Origin of the sequence: Erythrobacter sp. R86502, assembly GCF_042466465.1 — a bacterium.
Lineage (GTDB): Bacteria > Pseudomonadota > Alphaproteobacteria > Sphingomonadales > Sphingomonadaceae > Erythrobacter.
This window is the reverse complement of sequence record NZ_JAXHCJ010000001.1, coordinates 2,508,863-2,524,947: the sequence shown is the minus strand read 5'-3', so window position 1 is coordinate 2,524,947 and position 16,085 is coordinate 2,508,863. Positions and strand designations below refer to the sequence as shown.

General features: G+C 63.3%; 17 protein-coding genes. 6 read left to right on the top strand and 11 right to left on the bottom strand.

The window, feature by feature from the left end; genetic code table 11:
• The first annotated feature begins 13 nt into the window (after positions 1-13).
• From SJY33_RS12180 to SJY33_RS12170, 3 genes are read left to right on the top strand one after another with little or no spacing between them, the layout of a single operon-like run.
• Positions 14-1,297, top strand: coding sequence for a capsule biosynthesis protein (locus SJY33_RS12180; protein WP_379923034.1), 1,284 nt, complete (start codon positions 14-16; stop codon positions 1,295-1,297).
• A gap of 52 nt (positions 1,298-1,349) precedes the next feature.
• Positions 1,350-1,685 carry a hypothetical protein gene (locus tag SJY33_RS12175; protein ID WP_379923033.1) on the top strand — a complete coding sequence of 112 codons (336 nt, stop codon included), beginning with the start codon at positions 1,350-1,352 and terminating at the stop codon, positions 1,683-1,685.
• A gap of 58 nt (positions 1,686-1,743) precedes the next feature.
• On the top strand, positions 1,744-2,757 hold the full coding sequence (locus SJY33_RS12170; protein ID WP_379923032.1) for an NAD-dependent epimerase/dehydratase family protein: 1,014 nt from the start codon (positions 1,744-1,746) through the stop codon (positions 2,755-2,757).
• Between the two features lie 3 nt (positions 2,758-2,760).
• Here the strand turns inward: SJY33_RS12170 and SJY33_RS12165 are convergent, their stop codons facing one another.
• Positions 2,761-3,309, bottom strand: a complete 549-nt coding sequence (locus tag SJY33_RS12165) for a hypothetical protein (protein ID WP_379923031.1) — start codon at positions 3,307-3,309, stop codon at positions 2,761-2,763.
• A gap of 168 nt (positions 3,310-3,477) precedes the next feature.
• Between SJY33_RS12165 and SJY33_RS12160 the strand changes: the two genes are divergently transcribed.
• The gene (locus SJY33_RS12160) at positions 3,478-4,767 is read left to right on the top strand and encodes a nucleotide sugar dehydrogenase (RefSeq protein WP_379923030.1); all 1,290 of its coding nucleotides are present in this window, start codon (positions 3,478-3,480) and stop codon (positions 4,765-4,767) included.
• A gap of 55 nt (positions 4,768-4,822) precedes the next feature.
• On the opposite strand, the gene SJY33_RS12155 is transcribed toward SJY33_RS12160, so the two are convergent.
• From SJY33_RS12155 to SJY33_RS12120, 8 genes are all read right to left on the bottom strand, one after another.
• A complete protein-coding gene (locus tag SJY33_RS12155) occupies positions 4,823-5,344 on the bottom strand; it encodes a demethoxyubiquinone hydroxylase family protein (RefSeq protein ID WP_379923029.1) in 522 nt (173 codons plus the stop codon).
• Between the two features lie 37 nt (positions 5,345-5,381).
• Positions 5,382-5,849 carry a disulfide bond formation protein B gene (locus tag SJY33_RS12150; RefSeq protein WP_379923028.1) on the bottom strand — a complete coding sequence of 156 codons (468 nt, stop codon included), beginning with the start codon at positions 5,847-5,849 and terminating at the stop codon, positions 5,382-5,384.
• Between the two features lie 7 nt (positions 5,850-5,856).
• Complete coding sequence (locus tag SJY33_RS12145; RefSeq protein ID WP_379923026.1) at positions 5,857-7,230, bottom strand: S41 family peptidase; 1,374 nt, start codon at positions 7,228-7,230, stop codon at positions 5,857-5,859.
• Between the two features lie 96 nt (positions 7,231-7,326).
• Positions 7,327-8,604, bottom strand: a complete 1,278-nt coding sequence (locus SJY33_RS12140) for a murein hydrolase activator EnvC family protein (RefSeq protein WP_379923025.1) — start codon at positions 8,602-8,604, stop codon at positions 7,327-7,329.
• The gene (locus tag SJY33_RS12135; RefSeq protein WP_379923590.1) at positions 8,576-8,998 is read right to left on the bottom strand and encodes a 23S rRNA (pseudouridine(1915)-N(3))-methyltransferase RlmH; all 423 of its coding nucleotides are present in this window, start codon (positions 8,996-8,998) and stop codon (positions 8,576-8,578) included. The genes SJY33_RS12140 and SJY33_RS12135 overlap by 29 nt, the downstream gene beginning before the upstream one ends.
• Before the next feature lie 137 nt (positions 8,999-9,135).
• Positions 9,136-9,486 (bottom strand): ribosome silencing factor, encoded by a 351-nt coding sequence (gene rsfS, locus SJY33_RS12130; RefSeq protein WP_379923024.1) that lies wholly within the window; start codon positions 9,484-9,486, stop codon positions 9,136-9,138.
• A gap of 171 nt (positions 9,487-9,657) precedes the next feature.
• The gene (locus tag SJY33_RS12125; RefSeq protein WP_379923023.1) at positions 9,658-10,341 is read right to left on the bottom strand and encodes a nicotinate-nucleotide adenylyltransferase; all 684 of its coding nucleotides are present in this window, start codon (positions 10,339-10,341) and stop codon (positions 9,658-9,660) included.
• 3 nt (positions 10,342-10,344) lie between these two features.
• Complete coding sequence (locus tag SJY33_RS12120; RefSeq protein ID WP_379923022.1) at positions 10,345-11,625, bottom strand: glutamate-5-semialdehyde dehydrogenase; 1,281 nt, start codon at positions 11,623-11,625, stop codon at positions 10,345-10,347.
• A 237-nt stretch (positions 11,626-11,862) separates the two neighbouring features.
• Here SJY33_RS12120 and SJY33_RS12115 point away from each other — a divergent pair, with 237 nt between their 5' ends.
• Together SJY33_RS12115 and SJY33_RS12110 are read left to right on the top strand one after the other, a co-directional pair.
• Positions 11,863-13,044: a M23 family metallopeptidase gene (locus tag SJY33_RS12115; RefSeq protein WP_379923021.1), complete on the top strand. Its 1,182-nt coding sequence runs from the start codon at positions 11,863-11,865 to the stop codon at positions 13,042-13,044.
• 10 nt (positions 13,045-13,054) lie between these two features.
• Positions 13,055-13,420, top strand: a complete 366-nt coding sequence (locus SJY33_RS12110) for a polymer-forming cytoskeletal protein (protein WP_379923020.1) — start codon at positions 13,055-13,057, stop codon at positions 13,418-13,420.
• A 58-nt stretch (positions 13,421-13,478) separates the two neighbouring features.
• Here the strand turns inward: SJY33_RS12110 and SJY33_RS12105 are convergent, their stop codons facing one another.
• Both SJY33_RS12105 and SJY33_RS12100 read right to left on the bottom strand, forming a co-directional pair.
• Complete coding sequence (locus SJY33_RS12105) at positions 13,479-15,140, bottom strand: long-chain fatty acid--CoA ligase (protein WP_379923019.1); 1,662 nt, start codon at positions 15,138-15,140, stop codon at positions 13,479-13,481.
• A 121-nt stretch (positions 15,141-15,261) separates the two neighbouring features.
• The gene (locus SJY33_RS12100; protein WP_379923018.1) at positions 15,262-16,005 is read right to left on the bottom strand and encodes a DUF1013 domain-containing protein; all 744 of its coding nucleotides are present in this window, start codon (positions 16,003-16,005) and stop codon (positions 15,262-15,264) included.
• Positions 16,006-16,085: the final 80 nt, after the last annotated feature.

Genomic DNA, 16,085 nt, shown 5'->3' with positions numbered 1-16,085 from the left:
CCGCACCTATCGAATGATCCTGCGAATTCTTGTGACTGCTGAACCGATCCTGCCGTCGTCAAACGCGCTTCAACCAACACAAACGCAGCGCCGCGTGTTGCTGCTGCAGGGTCTTATGGGCCCGTTTTTTCAAAGGCTTGGAGCAGGCCTGCGCAAGTCCGGCCACGATGTCTTCAAGGTCAATTTTAACGGCGGCGACCGTGCCTTCTGGCGGCTCCCCAATGGGGTCGACTTTCGCGGGACGCTGGATGAATGGCCCGCAGCCTTGGCCCGGTTGCTGGATGCCCACAACATCACTGATGTGATGTTGTTCGGCGATTGCCGCGATCATCACACAGCAGCACTCGCAGTGTGCCGGGAGCGAGCACTGACCGTGTGGGTGTTTGAGGAAGGCTATGTGCGTCCCGATTGGGTGACAATGGAGATCGGCGGCGTAAATGGCCACAGCCTGCTGCCGCGCGACCCCCAATGGTACCGCGAAGTGGCAGCCGAACTGCCACCTGTGCCAGAGCACAACAAGGTGCCTTCGTCATTCCGGCGCCGGGCGGCCGAAGGACTATGGTACAATGTCGCCGATGTCCTGACACGCTGGCGCTATCCCGGCTGGCGTACCCACCGACCATGGCATCCGCTGGTCGAAGGCATTGGCTGGGCACGCAAGTTGAACCGCCGAGATGAACGGCGCGAACAGGGGGAAAAATTGATTGCCCGGCTGTCAGGGCAGGATGCACCTTATTTTCTGTTTCCGCTTCAACTTGATTCAGACGCGCAAATCCGGCTGCATTCGCCCTTCTCCGGCATTATCGAAGCGCTAAAGGTCGTGCTGCAATCCTTCGCCGAACATGCACCGGCCAATACACGTTTGGTGGTAAAGGAACACCCGCTCGACAATGGGGTGCGTGACTGGCAGCTCGAAACAGCTGATCTTGCCAAAAGGTTCGGGATTGAAGGTCGGGTCGACTATCTGGCGTGGGGCGACATCGAAGCGATCGCACAGCGTGCGTGCGGGATGGTAACGATCAACAGCACCAGCGGGACTTTGGGCCTGGCACGGGGGATTCCTGTAGTGGTGCTTGGCAAGGCAATTTATGATTTGCCTGATCTGACATGTCAGAATGGGCTTGATCGCTTCTGGACCGCTCCAACGCCGCCCGATGCGGAAACGTTCCGCGCCTTTCGCCGAGTTTTGATCGAGCACTGCCTGATACCCGGGGGATTCTTTTCGGACGAGGCACTCGACAAGGTGGTCACCCACGCCGTTGCCCGCTTCGATGGGCGCAAGTTGTTGCCCGACTGAGCTTGCAGTATTCCGACCAGCATCGGCGACAAATGCGGCGGAGCGCGAGCACATGACCAGCCTGAGCCTTTTCGAACACACTATTTTTGCGCTCGCAATCCAGATGATCATCGGCTTGCGCACAGGCAACTGGTGGGCGGGTGCCGCGTTGGCAACGGGCTATTTCACGGGCCGCGAAATGGCGCAGGCGGAGTATCGCTGGATTGAGCAATTTGGCGGCGGACTACGCGCCGATATGCCATGGCATGCGGTGTTTGACCCGCGCGTCTGGCAGAATGCCGACCAGATAGCGGATTGGCTGGGCCCGATCATTTCCACTACCGCAATCGCATTTGCAGCAGGGCGCGCCAAGCGGTCCCCAGACCCGGCAAAGCTGCCGCGTTCTTGACCCCGTAACGCTTCGCCCATAGCGCACGGTACCGCAGCACTTTCCGGAAGGCTCCGACATGCGCACCGTTCTTGTTACAGGATCAGCCGGATTTATCGGCTTTCACCTTTCGCAATTACTGCTGGACGAAGGTTTTCGCGTCGTCGGCTTTGACGGGATGACCGATTACTACGACGTGCGGATCAAGCAGCGCCGCCACCAGATGCTGTTGCAGCACCCGCATTTTTCCTGTCGCGAAGGCATGCTGGAAGATTTCGATACGCTGCACGCGCTGGCAGTGGCGGAACGGCCTGATGTGATCGTGCATCTGGCGGCGCAGGCAGGCGTGCGCTATTCGCTTGAAAATCCCCGCGCCTATATCGATGCCAACGTCATCGGCACCTTCAACGTGATGGAATGCGCGCGCGAACTGGGGGTCGAACATCTGCTGATGGCGTCCACATCATCGGTGTACGGCGCGAACACGCAGATGCCGTTCGATGAAGGGCAGAAGGTCGATACCCCCCTCACGCTTTATGCCGCGACGAAGAAGGCGAACGAGGCGATGGCGCATTCCTACGCGCACCTGTGGGATCTGCCGACAACGATGTTCCGCTTCTTCACGGTCTACGGCCCGTGGGGGCGGCCCGACATGGCATTGTTCAAGTTCACCCGCGGCATCCTCGAAGGGACGCCGATCGACATTTACAACAATGGCGAGATGTACCGCGACTTCACCTATGTCGCCGATCTGGTGCGCGGTATCCGCCTGCTGATCGATGCAGCGCCGGTGCGGCCAGACACGCCGGAGGACATCGCGTCTGGCGACAGCCTGTCGCCCGCCGCGCCGTTCCGTGTGGTCAATATCGGCAATGGCGACAAGGTGCGCCTGATGGACTTCATCACCGCGATCGAAGAAGAATGCGGGCGCGAGGCGGTGAAGAACTTCATGCCGATGCAGCAAGGCGATGTGCCCGCGACCTGGGCCGATGCCTGCCTGCTGCAATCCCTGACCGGCTATGCGCCGCAAACCCCGTTCCGCGAAGGCGTGGCGCGCTTCGTGGCTTGGTATCGTGATTATTACCGGGTCTGATTCTTACTGCGGCGGGGGCGGCAGCGCGCCTTCGCTGGGAAGTTCAGCCGCGCGTTCGCGTTCAAGCCGTTCCATATATTCGCGTTCGATCATCTCGACCCGTTCCTGTTCGGCAGCGGCATCGGCATCGATGGTGGACAGGCGTTCGGCGCGGGCTTCCTCGATCAGCAGGCCAAAACGCACGCCGTCTGCCTCAGCGCGGTCCTTGTAGGCGGCTTCGATGAACTTCTGGGTGCAGCCGGTAAAGCCGCCTGCACCTGCCGGTGAACAACTCATCGCGCCGAAATCACCGACATACTTGATCTGATCGACCTGCCGCGCCAGCGACTGATTGGCCGGATTGTCCGAATAACGCAGGTTCGACGGGATGCGATACCGTTCCTCCTCGACCAGGATTTCGCACACCACCACTTCGCCGGGTTGCGCGACAGGACAATCCGATTCGCTGTAAGCGATCACCATGTTGATCTTTTCGTCGGCGCTTTGCGCGGCGGCCGGGCTCGTCCCTGCAGCAAGGGCAGCGATCAGGGCGGGGGCGACGAGATGCTTCATGGCACGTATATCCTTCGTGGTCGTGCGGGATGTCACACGCGAAATGTCTTACCGGGCAATGGCCGCGACCGGTGCTGTTTGTCTAGTGTCACAGGGCTGAACCGCCGGTGAAGCGGCAAGGTCCGTGCGGTTAGCGAAAAATTGAACCCTACGGGCCTATGGGGGCGCATGGACGAAAGAATCGCAGTTGTAGGTCTGGGCTATGTCGGTCTGCCGGTTGCCGTGGCGTTGGCGGAACGGCTTGGACCGCACGGCGTCAAGGTCAGCGGCTTTGACATTGCAGCAGCCCGCATCGCGCAGCTTTGCGCAGGGTATGATGCCACCCGTGAGATCGACGATGCGCGGCTGGCGTCATGCGGCCTTGCCGTCAGCGATGATCCGGCGGTGATGGAAGATGCCAGCCTGATTATCGTCACCGTGCCGACCCCGATCACCGAAGAACGCCGCCCCGATCTGACTCCTCTGCAACGTGCCTGCGAAACGATTGGCCCGCGGTTGCAACCGGGCACGCTGGTGGTATTCGAATCGACCGTGTTTCCCGGCGTGACCGAAGACATCTGCGGCCCCTGGCTGGCGCAGGCTTCGGGGCTGACGCAGGGGCGTGATTTCGCGCTGGGGTACAGCCCGGAACGCATCAACCCCGGCGATACGATCCACCGGCTCGAAACCATCACAAAGATTATCGCCGCCGACAGCGCGGGCGCGCTGGCGCGGATGCGCAGTGTCTATGGCGCGGTTGTCGATGCGGGGCTGCACGAAGCACCTTCGATCAAGGTGGCCGAAGCCGCCAAGGTGATCGAGAACACCCAACGCGATCTCAACATCGCGCTGATGAACGAAATCGCGCTGATCTTCGATCGCATGGACCTTTCCACCCGCGATGTGTTGGCGGCAGCGGGGACGAAGTGGAACTTCCTGCCCTTTACCCCGGGCCTTGTCGGCGGGCACTGTATCGGGGTCGATCCCTTCTACCTGACCGCGGCGGCGGAAAAGCTGGGCTACCGGCCCGAAGTGATTCTGGCTGGACGCCGCATCAATGATTCGATGGGGCAGGCGATCGCGCAAAAGGTGGTCAAACTGCTGATTGGACAGGGTGTGTCCCCCTGCCGGGCGCGGGTTGGCGTCATGGGGCTGACCTTCAAGCAGGACGTGCCCGACATCCGCAATTCCAAGGTGCCCGACATTCTTGCCGAACTGCGCGAATACGGCATCGCGGCGCTGGTCAGCGATCCTCTGGCCGATCCGGCGGCGGCGGCGCATGAATATGGCATCACGCTAAGCCCGCCCGAAGACCTCACCCAGCTTGATGCACTGGTGCTGGCGGTGAACCATGCGCAATACATCGCGCAGCCCGCCGATCTTACCGCACGCCTGCGAGATGGGGGGGTTCTGGTGGACGTGAAAAGCGCGCTGGACCGCGGCGCTTTGCCGGAAGGGCTGGTTTACTGGAGCCTTTAGCCTAAGCCGATGGCCAGCGTCTCGACCGCGTAGCGACGGCAAGGGCGCGCGAAAATCAAATACGCTCACTCACCTTGATCGCGATGCGGCACCCCAAACGAATAGCGCCCGCCAACAGCGGGTAGGCAGGAGCGCGTTCGGCACCGTTGGCCATCGCCGAATCGAGATGCTCACGCTCTTCATCGCGGAAGGTTTCGATCATTTCCGCCAGTTCGGGATCGGCGCCGCTGGCTTGCAGCGCGTCGAGCTGATCGGTGTAATGCTTGTCGATCTCGGTCTCGACCGCCGCGGTGCAGGCCATTGCGGCTTCGGGCCCAAGCAGCGCGGTGAAAGCGCCCAGCCCGTAACCTGCCGCCGACCAGATCGGATGCAGCGCCGTGGGGCGCACGCCGCGCCGCGCCAGCAGCGCATCGAACTTGGCTCGGTGTTCGGCTTCCTGCGCGGCCATGTGGCGAATTTCGGCCGAATGCGGCCCGCGATCGCCCATCACGGCCAGCTGGCCTTCGTAAATTCGGGTCGCGCCAAATTCGCCGGCCTGATCGACCCGAATCATCCGATGGAGTGCGTCGCGGTTCATATCTGCGTTCCCTTTGTACGTCCCCGTCGCCGGGGTCTTATTTTCTATACGCGGCCAGTGCCAAAATGGCCGCACCGCTCACCGTCGAAATCAGGAAATTGAACCCGGCCAGCGATATGCTTCCCAGGGTCCATGGCGCCACATCGCAGCGGATCAGCGGCGCGGCGTTGAAGTCCAGCACGTCGACCCCGGCCATCGGAGCGGTGCAGGCGGTGATGCCTTCCCACCAGCCGTATTCGACGCCTGCGTGAAACCCGCCGATCAGCCCGGAGGTCAGGATCGCCAACCCCGCCAGCGCCGTCCAAACCTGTGCAGGCTTCAGCACATAGGCCATCAGGCCCAGACCCAGCGCGGCAAAATGCGGATAACGCTGCCACCAGCACATTTCGCACGGGTACAGGCCAAAGCCGTATTGCGACACATAGGCCCCGCCCAGCAGGGCCGCCGGGACCAGCACGGCAAGCACGCGGGCCCTTCGGGTGTTTGCCCCCGGATTGTGCATCATGGCTGCCTTAACGCTTGGCCGATGACGAACCGCGCCGCGGCGCCGGGCGCAGGGCGACCGTGCTCTTGGTGGCGCGCCGCAACGTGTCCATCGCGTAGTTCAGCTGGAAATCCTTGATCCCCTGATCTTCAAGCTGCGCCGCGGTCTGCTGGAAACGGGGGTCCGAAATCTTGTCGGCCTCCATCTCTTCGTCCTTGATCGCAAGCTCGTTGATCAAATGCCCGCGCAGATCGCTTTCGCGGGTCTGATATTTCTGGCGCAGCGCATAATCGGGATCGGATATCTGCGGCACGGTGATGTCGGGCCGGATCCCGCCTTCCTGCACCGATTTGCCTGCCGGGGTAAAATAGCGCGCGGTGGTGAGCTTCAGTGCCGCATCATTGCCCAGCGGCAGCAGCGACTGGACCGAACCCTTGCCAAAGCTACGCTCCCCCATGATCAGCGCGCGGCGGTGATCCTGCAGCGCGCCCGCGACGATTTCCGAGGCCGAGGCTGACCCTGCATTGATCAGCACGATCATCGGCACGCCTTCTGCCATGTCGCCGCGATAAACCGTCTCGGCATCGTAGAGCATCGTTTCGCCCCGCGCGCGACCGCGCTGGCTGACGATCCGGCCATCGGTCAGGAACAGATCGGACAGAGCGACCGATTCGTCCAGGCTGCCGCCGGGGTTGTTGCGCAGATCGAGCACCAGGCCGTTGACCCGCCCACCGGGAGCCTGCTTCTTGATATCCTGCCAGGCGGCAAAGACATCCGCGCCGACATTGGCACTGAACTCGTTGACCGTGATGATGCCGATATTGCCCGCCGACACTTCGTGCGTGACAGGCTCCAGCTCGATCACACCGCGGGTCACGTTCACTTCCAGCGGCTCTTCGCGGCCCGGACGGAAGATCGTGAGCTGGATCGACGTGCCCTTGGGCCCCCGCATCTGCGCCACGGCATCGTCCAGCTTCTGATCGACGATCAGCTTGCCATCGAGATGCGTGATGAAATCGCCGGCCTTGATCCCGGCGGTTTCAGCCGGACTGCCGCGGAATGGCGAGACGACCTTGACCGCCCCGTCCTCCATCACGACCGACAGGCCCAGACCCGAATATTGCCCGTCGATCATCGTTTCGAGTCGCTGCAGATCATTGCCATCCAGATAGGCCGAATGCGGATCGAGCGCGGCCAGCATCCCATCGATCGCGCCGCGGATCAGCACGTCATCCTCAACCGGTTCGACGTAACTTGCCTTTACCCGCTGGAACACCGCGAACAGCTTGGCAAATTCCGGCCCGGCGCGGCCATCGACCTGCGCCATGGTGACAGTGGTGGCAGGGATCAGCGCGACAGCAGTGACCAGCGCGGCGCTGCGCAGGAGGGCGGCGATTTTCATGAGGCGTTCAAGGCTCCTTTGTCCGCTAAGGTATAGGATCGGCGGCCTGAACGCCAGATGAGACCGTCAGACCAGGTTGCAAGCGCGCAGCGGCGCCTATCGCACATATTGCACGGGGTTGACCGGTATCCCGTCGCGCCGCAGTTCGATCGTGACCGGCTGCACTCCGCCGCTGGCACGGCCGATCGGACTGCCGCCTATAACGGTATCGCCCACCGCGACCTCGACCCGGTCAAGCCCTGTGACAAGGCTCGTCCAGCCGCCATCGTGTTCGATGATGACGATGCGCCCGAACCCGCGATAGGCGCCCGCAAAGGCCACCCGTCCGCGGGCGGGTGCCACCACCTGCGCATCGCGCGCCGGTGCAAGGCTGATCCCGGTGCTGGCAAGGCCGCTTGCACGCTTAGCGCCGAACCCGACAAGCGTGCGCCCCTGCACGGGAAGCTGAAAATCACGCGGCGGCGGCGCGGTTCTGGGTGCTTGTATCGGACGGGGTACGGGGCCGGGTTCCTGCAGCGCTGCGCTGGTCATATCGGCCGGGCGCAGCACCGGGCCGGGCAATGCGGCAAGTTCCTGTCGCAGCGCCGCCACTTCGCCCAGCTTGTCGACCAGACCATCCAGATCGCGCGCCTCTTCGGCAAACGCCAGCGCGCGTTCGGCTTCGCGCAGCGCCGCCCCGCGCGCGCTGCGTGACGCAATGCGCTGGCGGTTTTCGAGCGCGGCCAGCGCCGCCCGTCGCTCGCGCAGGGCGCCCTCCCCTTCGCGCATCTGGGCAAGCGCCCTTGCGCCTTGTGCTTCCAGTGCGCGGCCGCGGGCCAGTTCGCTGCGCAGCGTCGCGGTGCGTGCGCGGATCTGCGGCACCGCGCTGCCCAGCACGGCGCGGACGTGAACTACGTCGGTCAGTGATCCAGGTTGCAGCGCGGCCAGCACCAGTGGTCGCCGCGCTGCGGTTTGCAACGCGGCGGCAAGCCGTGCGGTGGGTTCCTGCCGTTCGGCCAGCTGGGCGGTCAGATCGGCGCGGGCTTTACGGGCGATGGTCAGCCGGGCGCGGGCAATTTCGATATCGGCTTCGGCCTGCTGGATTTGCGCGGCAAGCGCGGCGGCTTCGCTCGCGGTGCGGATTGCCGCTTCGGTGGCGTCCTCGGCAGCGCGGGTCAGACGCGCAGCGCGGGCTTCGGCAATCCGGCTTTCGCGGGTGGCACGCGACAGCGCCGCCTCCGCATCATCGGGGTCCAGCAGCAGTGCGGTTGGCGCGGCGACCGTGACGGGCAGATTTGCCATCAAGCCTGCCCCAAGGCCCACCACGGCAAGACAGGACAGGATCAGCGGACGACGCATCGCGGTGTCATGCCCGATGATAAGGGTGCCCGGCAAGGATTGTGGTGGCGCGGTAGAGCTGTTCGCTCAGCATCGCACGGGCCAGCATGTGCGGCCAGGTGGCAGGGCCGAAGGCAAGCAGCAGATCGGCGCCAGCGCGTTCGGCATCGGAATGGCCATCTGCGGCGCCCAGCAGGAAGCGCGTTTCGCGCACGCCTTCATCGCGCCACCGGCCTAGCAGATGCGCCAGATCCTCCGAACTCATCGCCTTGCCGCGTTCATCGAGCAGCACAGTGCGCGACGGCGTCATGGCGTCCGCCACCTTGCCCGCGCCGGTATCAGGCCATTCGGTCAGCTTGAAAGGCCATGTCATGCGCTTGGCATAGCGATCCACCAGCTCGCCTTCAGGCGACCGGCCAATCTTCCCGCGCGCGATGATGTGAAGGAGGATAAAAATGAACCTCGACAACAAAGGGCCAGACGGTCCGCACCGGTCCGCAAGGCCGACCGGCCGCCCGCAGGTGCTCCGTCGCGCAGTGACGGAAGCGCACCGAGGACGCTCGCCCGGAAGGGCGAGCGAAAAACGAATTACGCCCTGCCCTGCTGCGGCTCCCCACCCTCGAACGACCACATGCGTTCAAGATTGTAGAAGGTGCGCACTTCGGGACGGAACAGGTGAACGACCACGTCGCCTGCGTCGATCAGCACCCAGTCAGCAGCGGGCAGGCCTTCGATCCGGGCATGGCCGAAGCCCGCCTTCTTGATCTGTTCGGCCAGCTTCTGCGCCATCGAAGCGACCTGACGCGTCGAACGGCCGCTGGCGATCACCATATGATCGGCGACCGAGCTTTTGCCTTCAAGCGGGATCGACACGACTTCCTGTGCCTGATCATCGTCAAGCTGGGCAAGCACGAGCTGATGCAGGGAATCAGACCCCATCTCAGACGTGCCCTGCGATGGGGCGGTAGCGGCCGCAGCTTGCACTGCGCCAAGCGGCAAGGAAGCGATATGGGCCTCGGACATGGGCAATCGGGTACCTCCAGAGTATAAGGTCAATGGTGTCTGCATCACGCAAACGGGCAGGATAGCGGGCCGAAACGCCTGCGCGCTTCATGCCTCGGCCTCTTGCCGGAGCTTGCGGAATGTCAGCCGGTCACGCACCGTGGCACCTCGTTTCTTTCCATCCACACCCTGACCAAGCAAGGCGTCGGCCCACCCGGCATGTGCACGGCGAATAGCCGTGGCCGAGCGATGATCTGGATCGAAACGCAATAACACCAGGGCTGGTGCGCTCCATTGCCCCCGTTTCCGAATACTGGCCGCAGACACACGATAGCGTCTGAGCCAGGCCATGGCGGGGCTCGTCATAGCGCGTCCATCATAGCCGGGACGGGCGATAACCGCAATCGGCATTGTCCGCGCCAGCTTCCGCCAGTCCTTCCAACGGTGCAACTGGGCGAGATTGTCCGATCCCATCAGCCACATAAACCGACGCCGGGGATACCGGCGGGTCAATCTGGCAAGCGTTTCAGCGGTGTAGCGCGTACCCAGTTGCTGTTCGATCGCGGTGGGCACGATTCGCGCGCGCCGCGCCTGCTTGCGCGCTGACAGCAATCGGGCGGCAAGCGGCGCCATGCCCGCACGCGGTTTGAGCGGATTGCCCGGAGAAACCAGCCACCATGTTTCATCAAGCCCCAGCGCCTCAGCAGCGAACAGCGTGATACGCCGGTGCCCACCGTGCGCGGGGTTGAAGCTCCCGCCGAGCAGTCCGGTAAGATGCGGAGGCGGCGGCAAGGATCAGGCGCGTGTCTGGCCAGCGCCGCGCACCTGCCACTTGTAGGTTGTCAGCCCTTCCAGAGCGACAGGCCCGCGCGCGTGCAATCGCCCGGTGGCGATGCCAATTTCTGCACCCAGACCAAACTCGCCCCCGTCAGCGAACTGGGACGAGGTGTTGTGCATCACGATGGCACTGTCGACTTCGCCCAGAAAACGTTCGGCCGCGGCTTCGTCCGCGGTCACGATCACATCGGTGTGCGCCGATGAATGGCGGGAAATATGCGCCAGCGCCTCGTCCAGCCCGTCCACGATGGCGACAGACAGCACGGCGTCGAGATATTCGGTATCCCAATCCTCGGCAGTGGCAGCGATTACCCGCCGATCTAGCGCACGGGCACGTCCATCGCCGCGCACTTCGCAACCCTTGTCGATCAGAGCCGCAACCATCGCGGCCGCCTGGGGATAGGCCGAATCGATCAGCAGCGTTTCCATCGCGCCGCAAATCCCGGTTCGGCGCAGCTTGGCATTGAGCGCGATCCGCTCTGCCATGTCGGGATCGGCGGCTGCGTGGATATAGGTGTGGCAAATCCCATCAAGATGCGCGAGCACGGGCACGCGGGCATCGGCCTGCACCCGCGCCACAAGGCTTTTGCCGCCGCGTGGCACGATCATGTCGATCAGCCCGCTCGCCGTCAGCATCGCCCCCACGCAGGCGCGGTCTTGCGAGGGCATCAGTTGCACCGCGTCAGCCGGCACGCCCCCGCGTTCCAGCCCGGAAACCAGCGCAGCGTGAAGCGCACGGTTGGAATGCACCGCCTCGCTGCCACCGCGCAGTACAGCGGCATTCCCCGCCCGCACGCACAGCGCCGCGGCATCGGCGGTGACATTCGGACGGCTTTCGTAAATGATCCCGATAACCCCGATCGGCACGCGAATGCGCTGCATCTTCAGACCGTTGGGCCGTGCCGCTGTATCGATAATCTCGCCCACCGGATCGGGCAAATCGGCCACCGCGTCCACCGCATCGGCGATGGCGGCCAGCCGCGACTCGTCCAGCGCAAGCCGGTCGAGCATCGCGCCTGCCAGGCCATTGGCTTCTCCGGCGGCGATGTCCTTGGCGTTGGCGGTCAGGATGGCGGGCGCGGCATCGCGCACCGCCTGCGCCGCTAGATGCAATGCAGCGGCACGGTCGGCGCTGGACATTGCAGCCAGCGCCCGCTGCGCCTGCCGCGCAGCGCGCGCCATATCGGGAACCAGGGTTTCGGGATCGAGGGTGCGGGTGTCTTGTGCTTGATATGTCATGGCGCGCAGCTCTAGCATTGATAGGCCGCGCTGTCAGGATAGACGATTCGCCGGGCGCTTTCAGGGGCCTTCAAATCGGCCATCCGGTTTTGTTCCATCGTTCTTATGCAAACGATGATCAATTCGCCGCGATTCCCTGTCACCTCGTCTGTAAAGTCAAGTTCCGATTCGACCCGCCGCCACACCGCTGTTAGCGCACCTGTCCGTGGGGCATAGATAATAAAATCGGGGCCGCAGGTGTCAGAAACAAAGTCCGCTAAAACGCGGGGTGAACGGCTACGTGAGCTGTTTCCCGACCGCGAATTTTTCATGCGTGCCGATGGTCAGGTGCGTTTCATCAAGATCTCCGCGAAGCTTCAGATGCGCGTTGCCGCCGCGGTTGCGGCCTTTGTGCTGCTGTGGCTGATCGCGCTGCTTGTCATGGCGTGGGGCCAATACCGCGCCGAGGCTGACCTTGCCTCATTTGCCGCAGAAAAGGCGCGTGTCGCCACCACCGATGAACGGATCAAGGCCTATGGCGGCGATCTCGACAAGGTGGTGGATGATCTTCAGCAACGCCAGGCGTTTCTCGATGAAATGGCGCGGATGCTGCCAGAAGACATCGTCGCAGAAGGCGGTGCCAGCGGTACGGTGAGCGATTCGGCCACCGAAGCTGCAAAGACCATCGAAAAGGTTGGCGCGCTGATCCCGCAGGCCCGCGGCCTTGCCGAAATCGAAGCGCGGCAGCTGGCCTTTGTCGAACGCCTCACCCGCTTTGCCGATGCCCGCGCGCTCCGCGCCGAAGCCGCGATGCGCAAGCTTGATCTTGATCCCACACTTCTCAGCCGTGAAACCCGGCAGGCGATGGGCGGCCCGTTTGAACCTGTCGCTGGCGGCACGAGCATCGATCCGCGGTTCGAGCGTCTGGGCCTCAGCCTTGCTCGTATGGCCGTGCTGGAACGGGCGCTGGATGGTATTCCGCAGGTTGTGCCTGCCAGCGTCGAAAACATCACCTCTGGCTTTGGCTATCGGCGCGATCCCTTCAACAATCGCGGCGCGATGCATGCGGGCATCGATTTTCGCGGGGCGACCGGATCGCCGATCTATGCCGCAGCGACGGGCCGTGTAACCTTTGCCGGGACGAAGTCAGGCTATGGTCAAGCGATCGAGATCACGCATGGCAACGGCATGCTGACCCGTTACGCGCACTTGTCGCGGATCGATGTGGCGGTTGGTCAGCAAATTGCTGCGGGCACCACCATCGGCGGGCTCGGCAGCACGGGCCGATCCACTGGCCCGCACCTGCATTTTGAAGTTCGCATCAATGACCGCGCGGTCAATCCGCGCCCGTTCCTGGAGGCTGCCCCCGATGTTCTCAAAGAAGTCCGCCGTGGCCGATCCGGCCGCACCGCCGCCGCCGCCGTCGCGGTCCGCAAGTAGGAACAACACCATGGCTTCGGGTTCGACCTTTTCCGTCATCGGTGCCGATGTGACGATCACTGGCAACATCAATGCATCGGCCGATCTGCATATCGACGGTACGATCGATGGCGACATCACCTGCGCCAGCCTGGTGCAGGGTGAAAAAAGCATCATCAGCGGCGCGGTGATTGCCGAAAGCGCGCGTTTGGCGGGCAAGGTATCGGGTTCGATCACCGCACGCGAACTGGTGATCCTCAAATCGGCGCGGATCGATGGCGATGTGCATTACGATGCGCTGACCATCGAACAGGGTGCCGAAGTCGACGGACGCTTCGCCCCCAATGCCCGGCAGGCGGTCAAAGCTGTGCCGGCAACCGCCGTGGCCGCCGAATAGGGCTTCGATCATCGGCCAATGTTTCACGTGAAACATTGGCCGCGATTCCCGCCAGAGGTCAAAGCACCTCGGCGCGCAGGGCCTTGCGATCGAGTTTGCCGATCATGGTCTTGGGCAGGCTTTCGCGGATCACTACCCTATCGACGCGTTCGTGCTTGCCGATCCTGCCATTGAGCCAGGCGCCCAGTTCTTCCGCCGAAGCGGATGCATCATCGTTCAGCGTGACATAGGCCCGCGGCACTTCGCCCCGGTATTCTTCAGGCACGCCGATCACCAGCGCCTCCTTTACCGCCGGGTGTTCAAGGATTACGTCCTCAACCACGCTGGGGAAGACCTTGAACCCACCAACCGCGATCATGTCCTTGATCCGGTCGACGATTTCGAGGAACCCGTCCGCATCTTCGCGTGCGACATCGCCGGTGCGCAGGTAACGTTTGCCATCGCGTTCGGCAAAGCAATCGGCATCGTTTTCGGGCCGGTTCCAATAGCCGCGCATCACCTGCGGGCCGCAGACCGCCAGCTCGCCCGGTTCGCCTTCGGGGGCGAGCTTGGTCGGGTCTTCCTTGTCGAGCAGGATCACCTCGGTCCCCGCGACCAGCTGGCCGATGGTGCCGCGCTTGCGGAACCCGTCATAGGGGTTGGCCGACACCACGCCGGCGCTTTCGGTCAGACCATAGCCTTCGACCAGCCGCACGCCGGTCGCCTCTTCGAAACGGACATGAACGGGGCCGGGCATCGGCGCCCCGCCCGAGATGCAGACCTTAAGGCTGCTGAGGTCAGTCTTGGCAAGATCGGGGTGATCGAGCATCGCCTGAAACATTGTCGGCACGCCGGGAAAGCCGGTGCAGCGGTATTTCTGGATCGTTTCCAGCACCTGCTTGGCTTCGAACCGCGGCACCATCGCGATCGATGCGCCGGTCACACAGGCATGGTTGAGCAGCGCGGTGTTGGCGAACACATGGAAGAACGGCAGCGCCCCCATGAACACTTCGTCCCGCGCATTGCCAAAGGGATTGAGCCCCGCGACCTGCTGCGCGTTGACCGACAACTGATCATGCCCCAGCATCGCGCCCTTGGGCCGCCCGGTGGTGCCCCCGGTGTATTGCAGCAGAGCAAGGTCAGCTGCGGTGATCGTGGGCCCGGCAAAATTGCCGCGCGGGGTCATGTCGGACCAGCTGCGGGTCTTGGGACCATAAGCGACATCGGCAATCTGACTGCGCTTCAGCAGTTTCAGCGCCGCGCCCTTGTACCAGGGAAGCATGTCGGCAAGGCTACCGACGACCAGCGTTTCCAGTTCGGACCCGTCAAGCACCTTCTTGGCGGTCTTGTAAAGTTCGGGAACGTCAACAGTTACCAGAACCCGCGTTCCGGAATCGCCGACCTGCCAGCTCAATTCCTCGACCGAATAGAGCGGCGAGAAGTTCACCACCACCGCGCCCGCCATCATCGCGCCGTAATAGGCTGAGGCGTAGATCGGCATATTGGGCAGGAACAGCCCGACGCGGTCGCCCTTGCCGATACCCGCTTGGGACAGTCCCAGCGCAAAAGCCTGCGCCTGCGCGAAAATCTGTTTGTAGCTGTAAGTGCGTCCCAGAAAATGCAGGAACGGCGCGTCAGGATTGGCGCGGACGCTGCGTTCCAGCATGGCCGGAAGGCTCATCGGCTCAAACTGGGTATTGCGGGGTATGGGGTGATGATAGGCGGTATTACTGACAGTCATGTCAATAATATTGGCCGACAATCACACCGCGCACAAGCGAAAGTCGCGGGTGCATTGTCGCTTTTTGCAACGCGGATGCGAAGGCGGCCGGGGCGTCTGCAACACGCCCCGGCACGGTCGATCAGTTCGAGATGAACCCGCTTTCAGGGTCGATCTTTTCTTCGGCAGCTTCGGCAGCACGGCGTGCGGCGAGCCATGCTTCGGCTTCGGCTTCCTGTGCGGCAGCGCCGGCAGCCTTGATGTTGGCATCGCGTTCGGCGCGCAGTTCGGCGATCAGATTGTCGCGGTCATTGCGTTCCGATGCCACGGGCGCTTCGGTGTCTTCGGAAATGCCTGCACGCTTGGCAGCCTTGGCCACCATCGCATCGAGTTCGCGCTGCGAACACAGGCCCAGCGTCACCGGGTCTTTGGGCGTGATGTTCTGGATGTTCCAGTGCGTGCGGTCGCGCAGCGCACCGATGGTGTTGCGCGTGGTGCCGATCAGCTTGCCGATCTGCGCGTCCGACACTTCGGGATGATTGCGCAAGATCCAGGCGATGCCATCGGGCTTGTCCTGACGCTTGGACACCGGGGTGTAGCGCGGCCCCTTGGTGCGGGTCACTTCGACCGGAGCCTTGTGCATCTTCAGCGAATAGCCGGGATCGGCCTGCCCCTTTTCGATTTCGGCCTGCGTCAGTTCGCCCGCGTGCACGGGATCGCGCCCCGTGTACTTGCTGCTGGCCAGATCATCGGCCATCGCCTGCACTTCAAGAATGTGGAGGCCGCAAAATTCGGCAATCTGCTCGAACGCCAATGCGGTGTTGTCCACCAGCCAGGTGGCGGTGGCATGCGGCATCAGCGGCTTGGGCTGATCCTTGGTCGCCATGAGGGAATCTCCAGTTGAAAATAGAAGGGCCGCCCCTTTCGGAGCGGCCGCATTGGATTCTTAGATACGCCATGCGGCGC

Bases quoted from the DNA above. Each gene is read 5' to 3' on its own strand.
- SJY33_RS12180 (WP_379923034.1), top strand. From the start codon at position 14: ATGATCCTGCGAATTCTTGTGACTGCTGAACCGATCCTGCCGTCGTCA.
- SJY33_RS12175 (WP_379923033.1), top strand. From the start codon at position 1,350: ATGACCAGCCTGAGCCTTTTCGAACACACTATTTTTGCGCTCGCAATC.
- SJY33_RS12170 (WP_379923032.1), top strand. From the start codon at position 1,744: ATGCGCACCGTTCTTGTTACAGGATCAGCCGGATTTATCGGCTTTCAC.
- SJY33_RS12165 (WP_379923031.1), bottom strand. From the start codon at position 3,309: ATGAAGCATCTCGTCGCCCCCGCCCTGATCGCTGCCCTTGCTGCAGGG.
- SJY33_RS12160 (WP_379923030.1), top strand. From the start codon at position 3,478: ATGGACGAAAGAATCGCAGTTGTAGGTCTGGGCTATGTCGGTCTGCCG.
- SJY33_RS12155 (WP_379923029.1), bottom strand. From the start codon at position 5,344: ATGAACCGCGACGCACTCCATCGGATGATTCGGGTCGATCAGGCCGGC.
- SJY33_RS12150 (WP_379923028.1), bottom strand. From the start codon at position 5,849: ATGATGCACAATCCGGGGGCAAACACCCGAAGGGCCCGCGTGCTTGCC.
- SJY33_RS12145 (WP_379923026.1), bottom strand. From the start codon at position 7,230: ATGAAAATCGCCGCCCTCCTGCGCAGCGCCGCGCTGGTCACTGCTGTC.
- rsfS (WP_379923024.1), bottom strand. From the start codon at position 9,486: ATGGGGTCTGATTCCCTGCATCAGCTCGTGCTTGCCCAGCTTGACGAT.
- SJY33_RS12120 (WP_379923022.1), bottom strand. From the start codon at position 11,625: ATGACATATCAAGCACAAGACACCCGCACCCTCGATCCCGAAACCCTG.
- SJY33_RS12110 (WP_379923020.1), top strand. From the start codon at position 13,055: ATGGCTTCGGGTTCGACCTTTTCCGTCATCGGTGCCGATGTGACGATC.
- SJY33_RS12105 (WP_379923019.1), bottom strand. From the start codon at position 15,140: ATGACTGTCAGTAATACCGCCTATCATCACCCCATACCCCGCAATACC.
- SJY33_RS12100 (WP_379923018.1), bottom strand. From the start codon at position 16,005: ATGGCGACCAAGGATCAGCCCAAGCCGCTGATGCCGCATGCCACCGCC.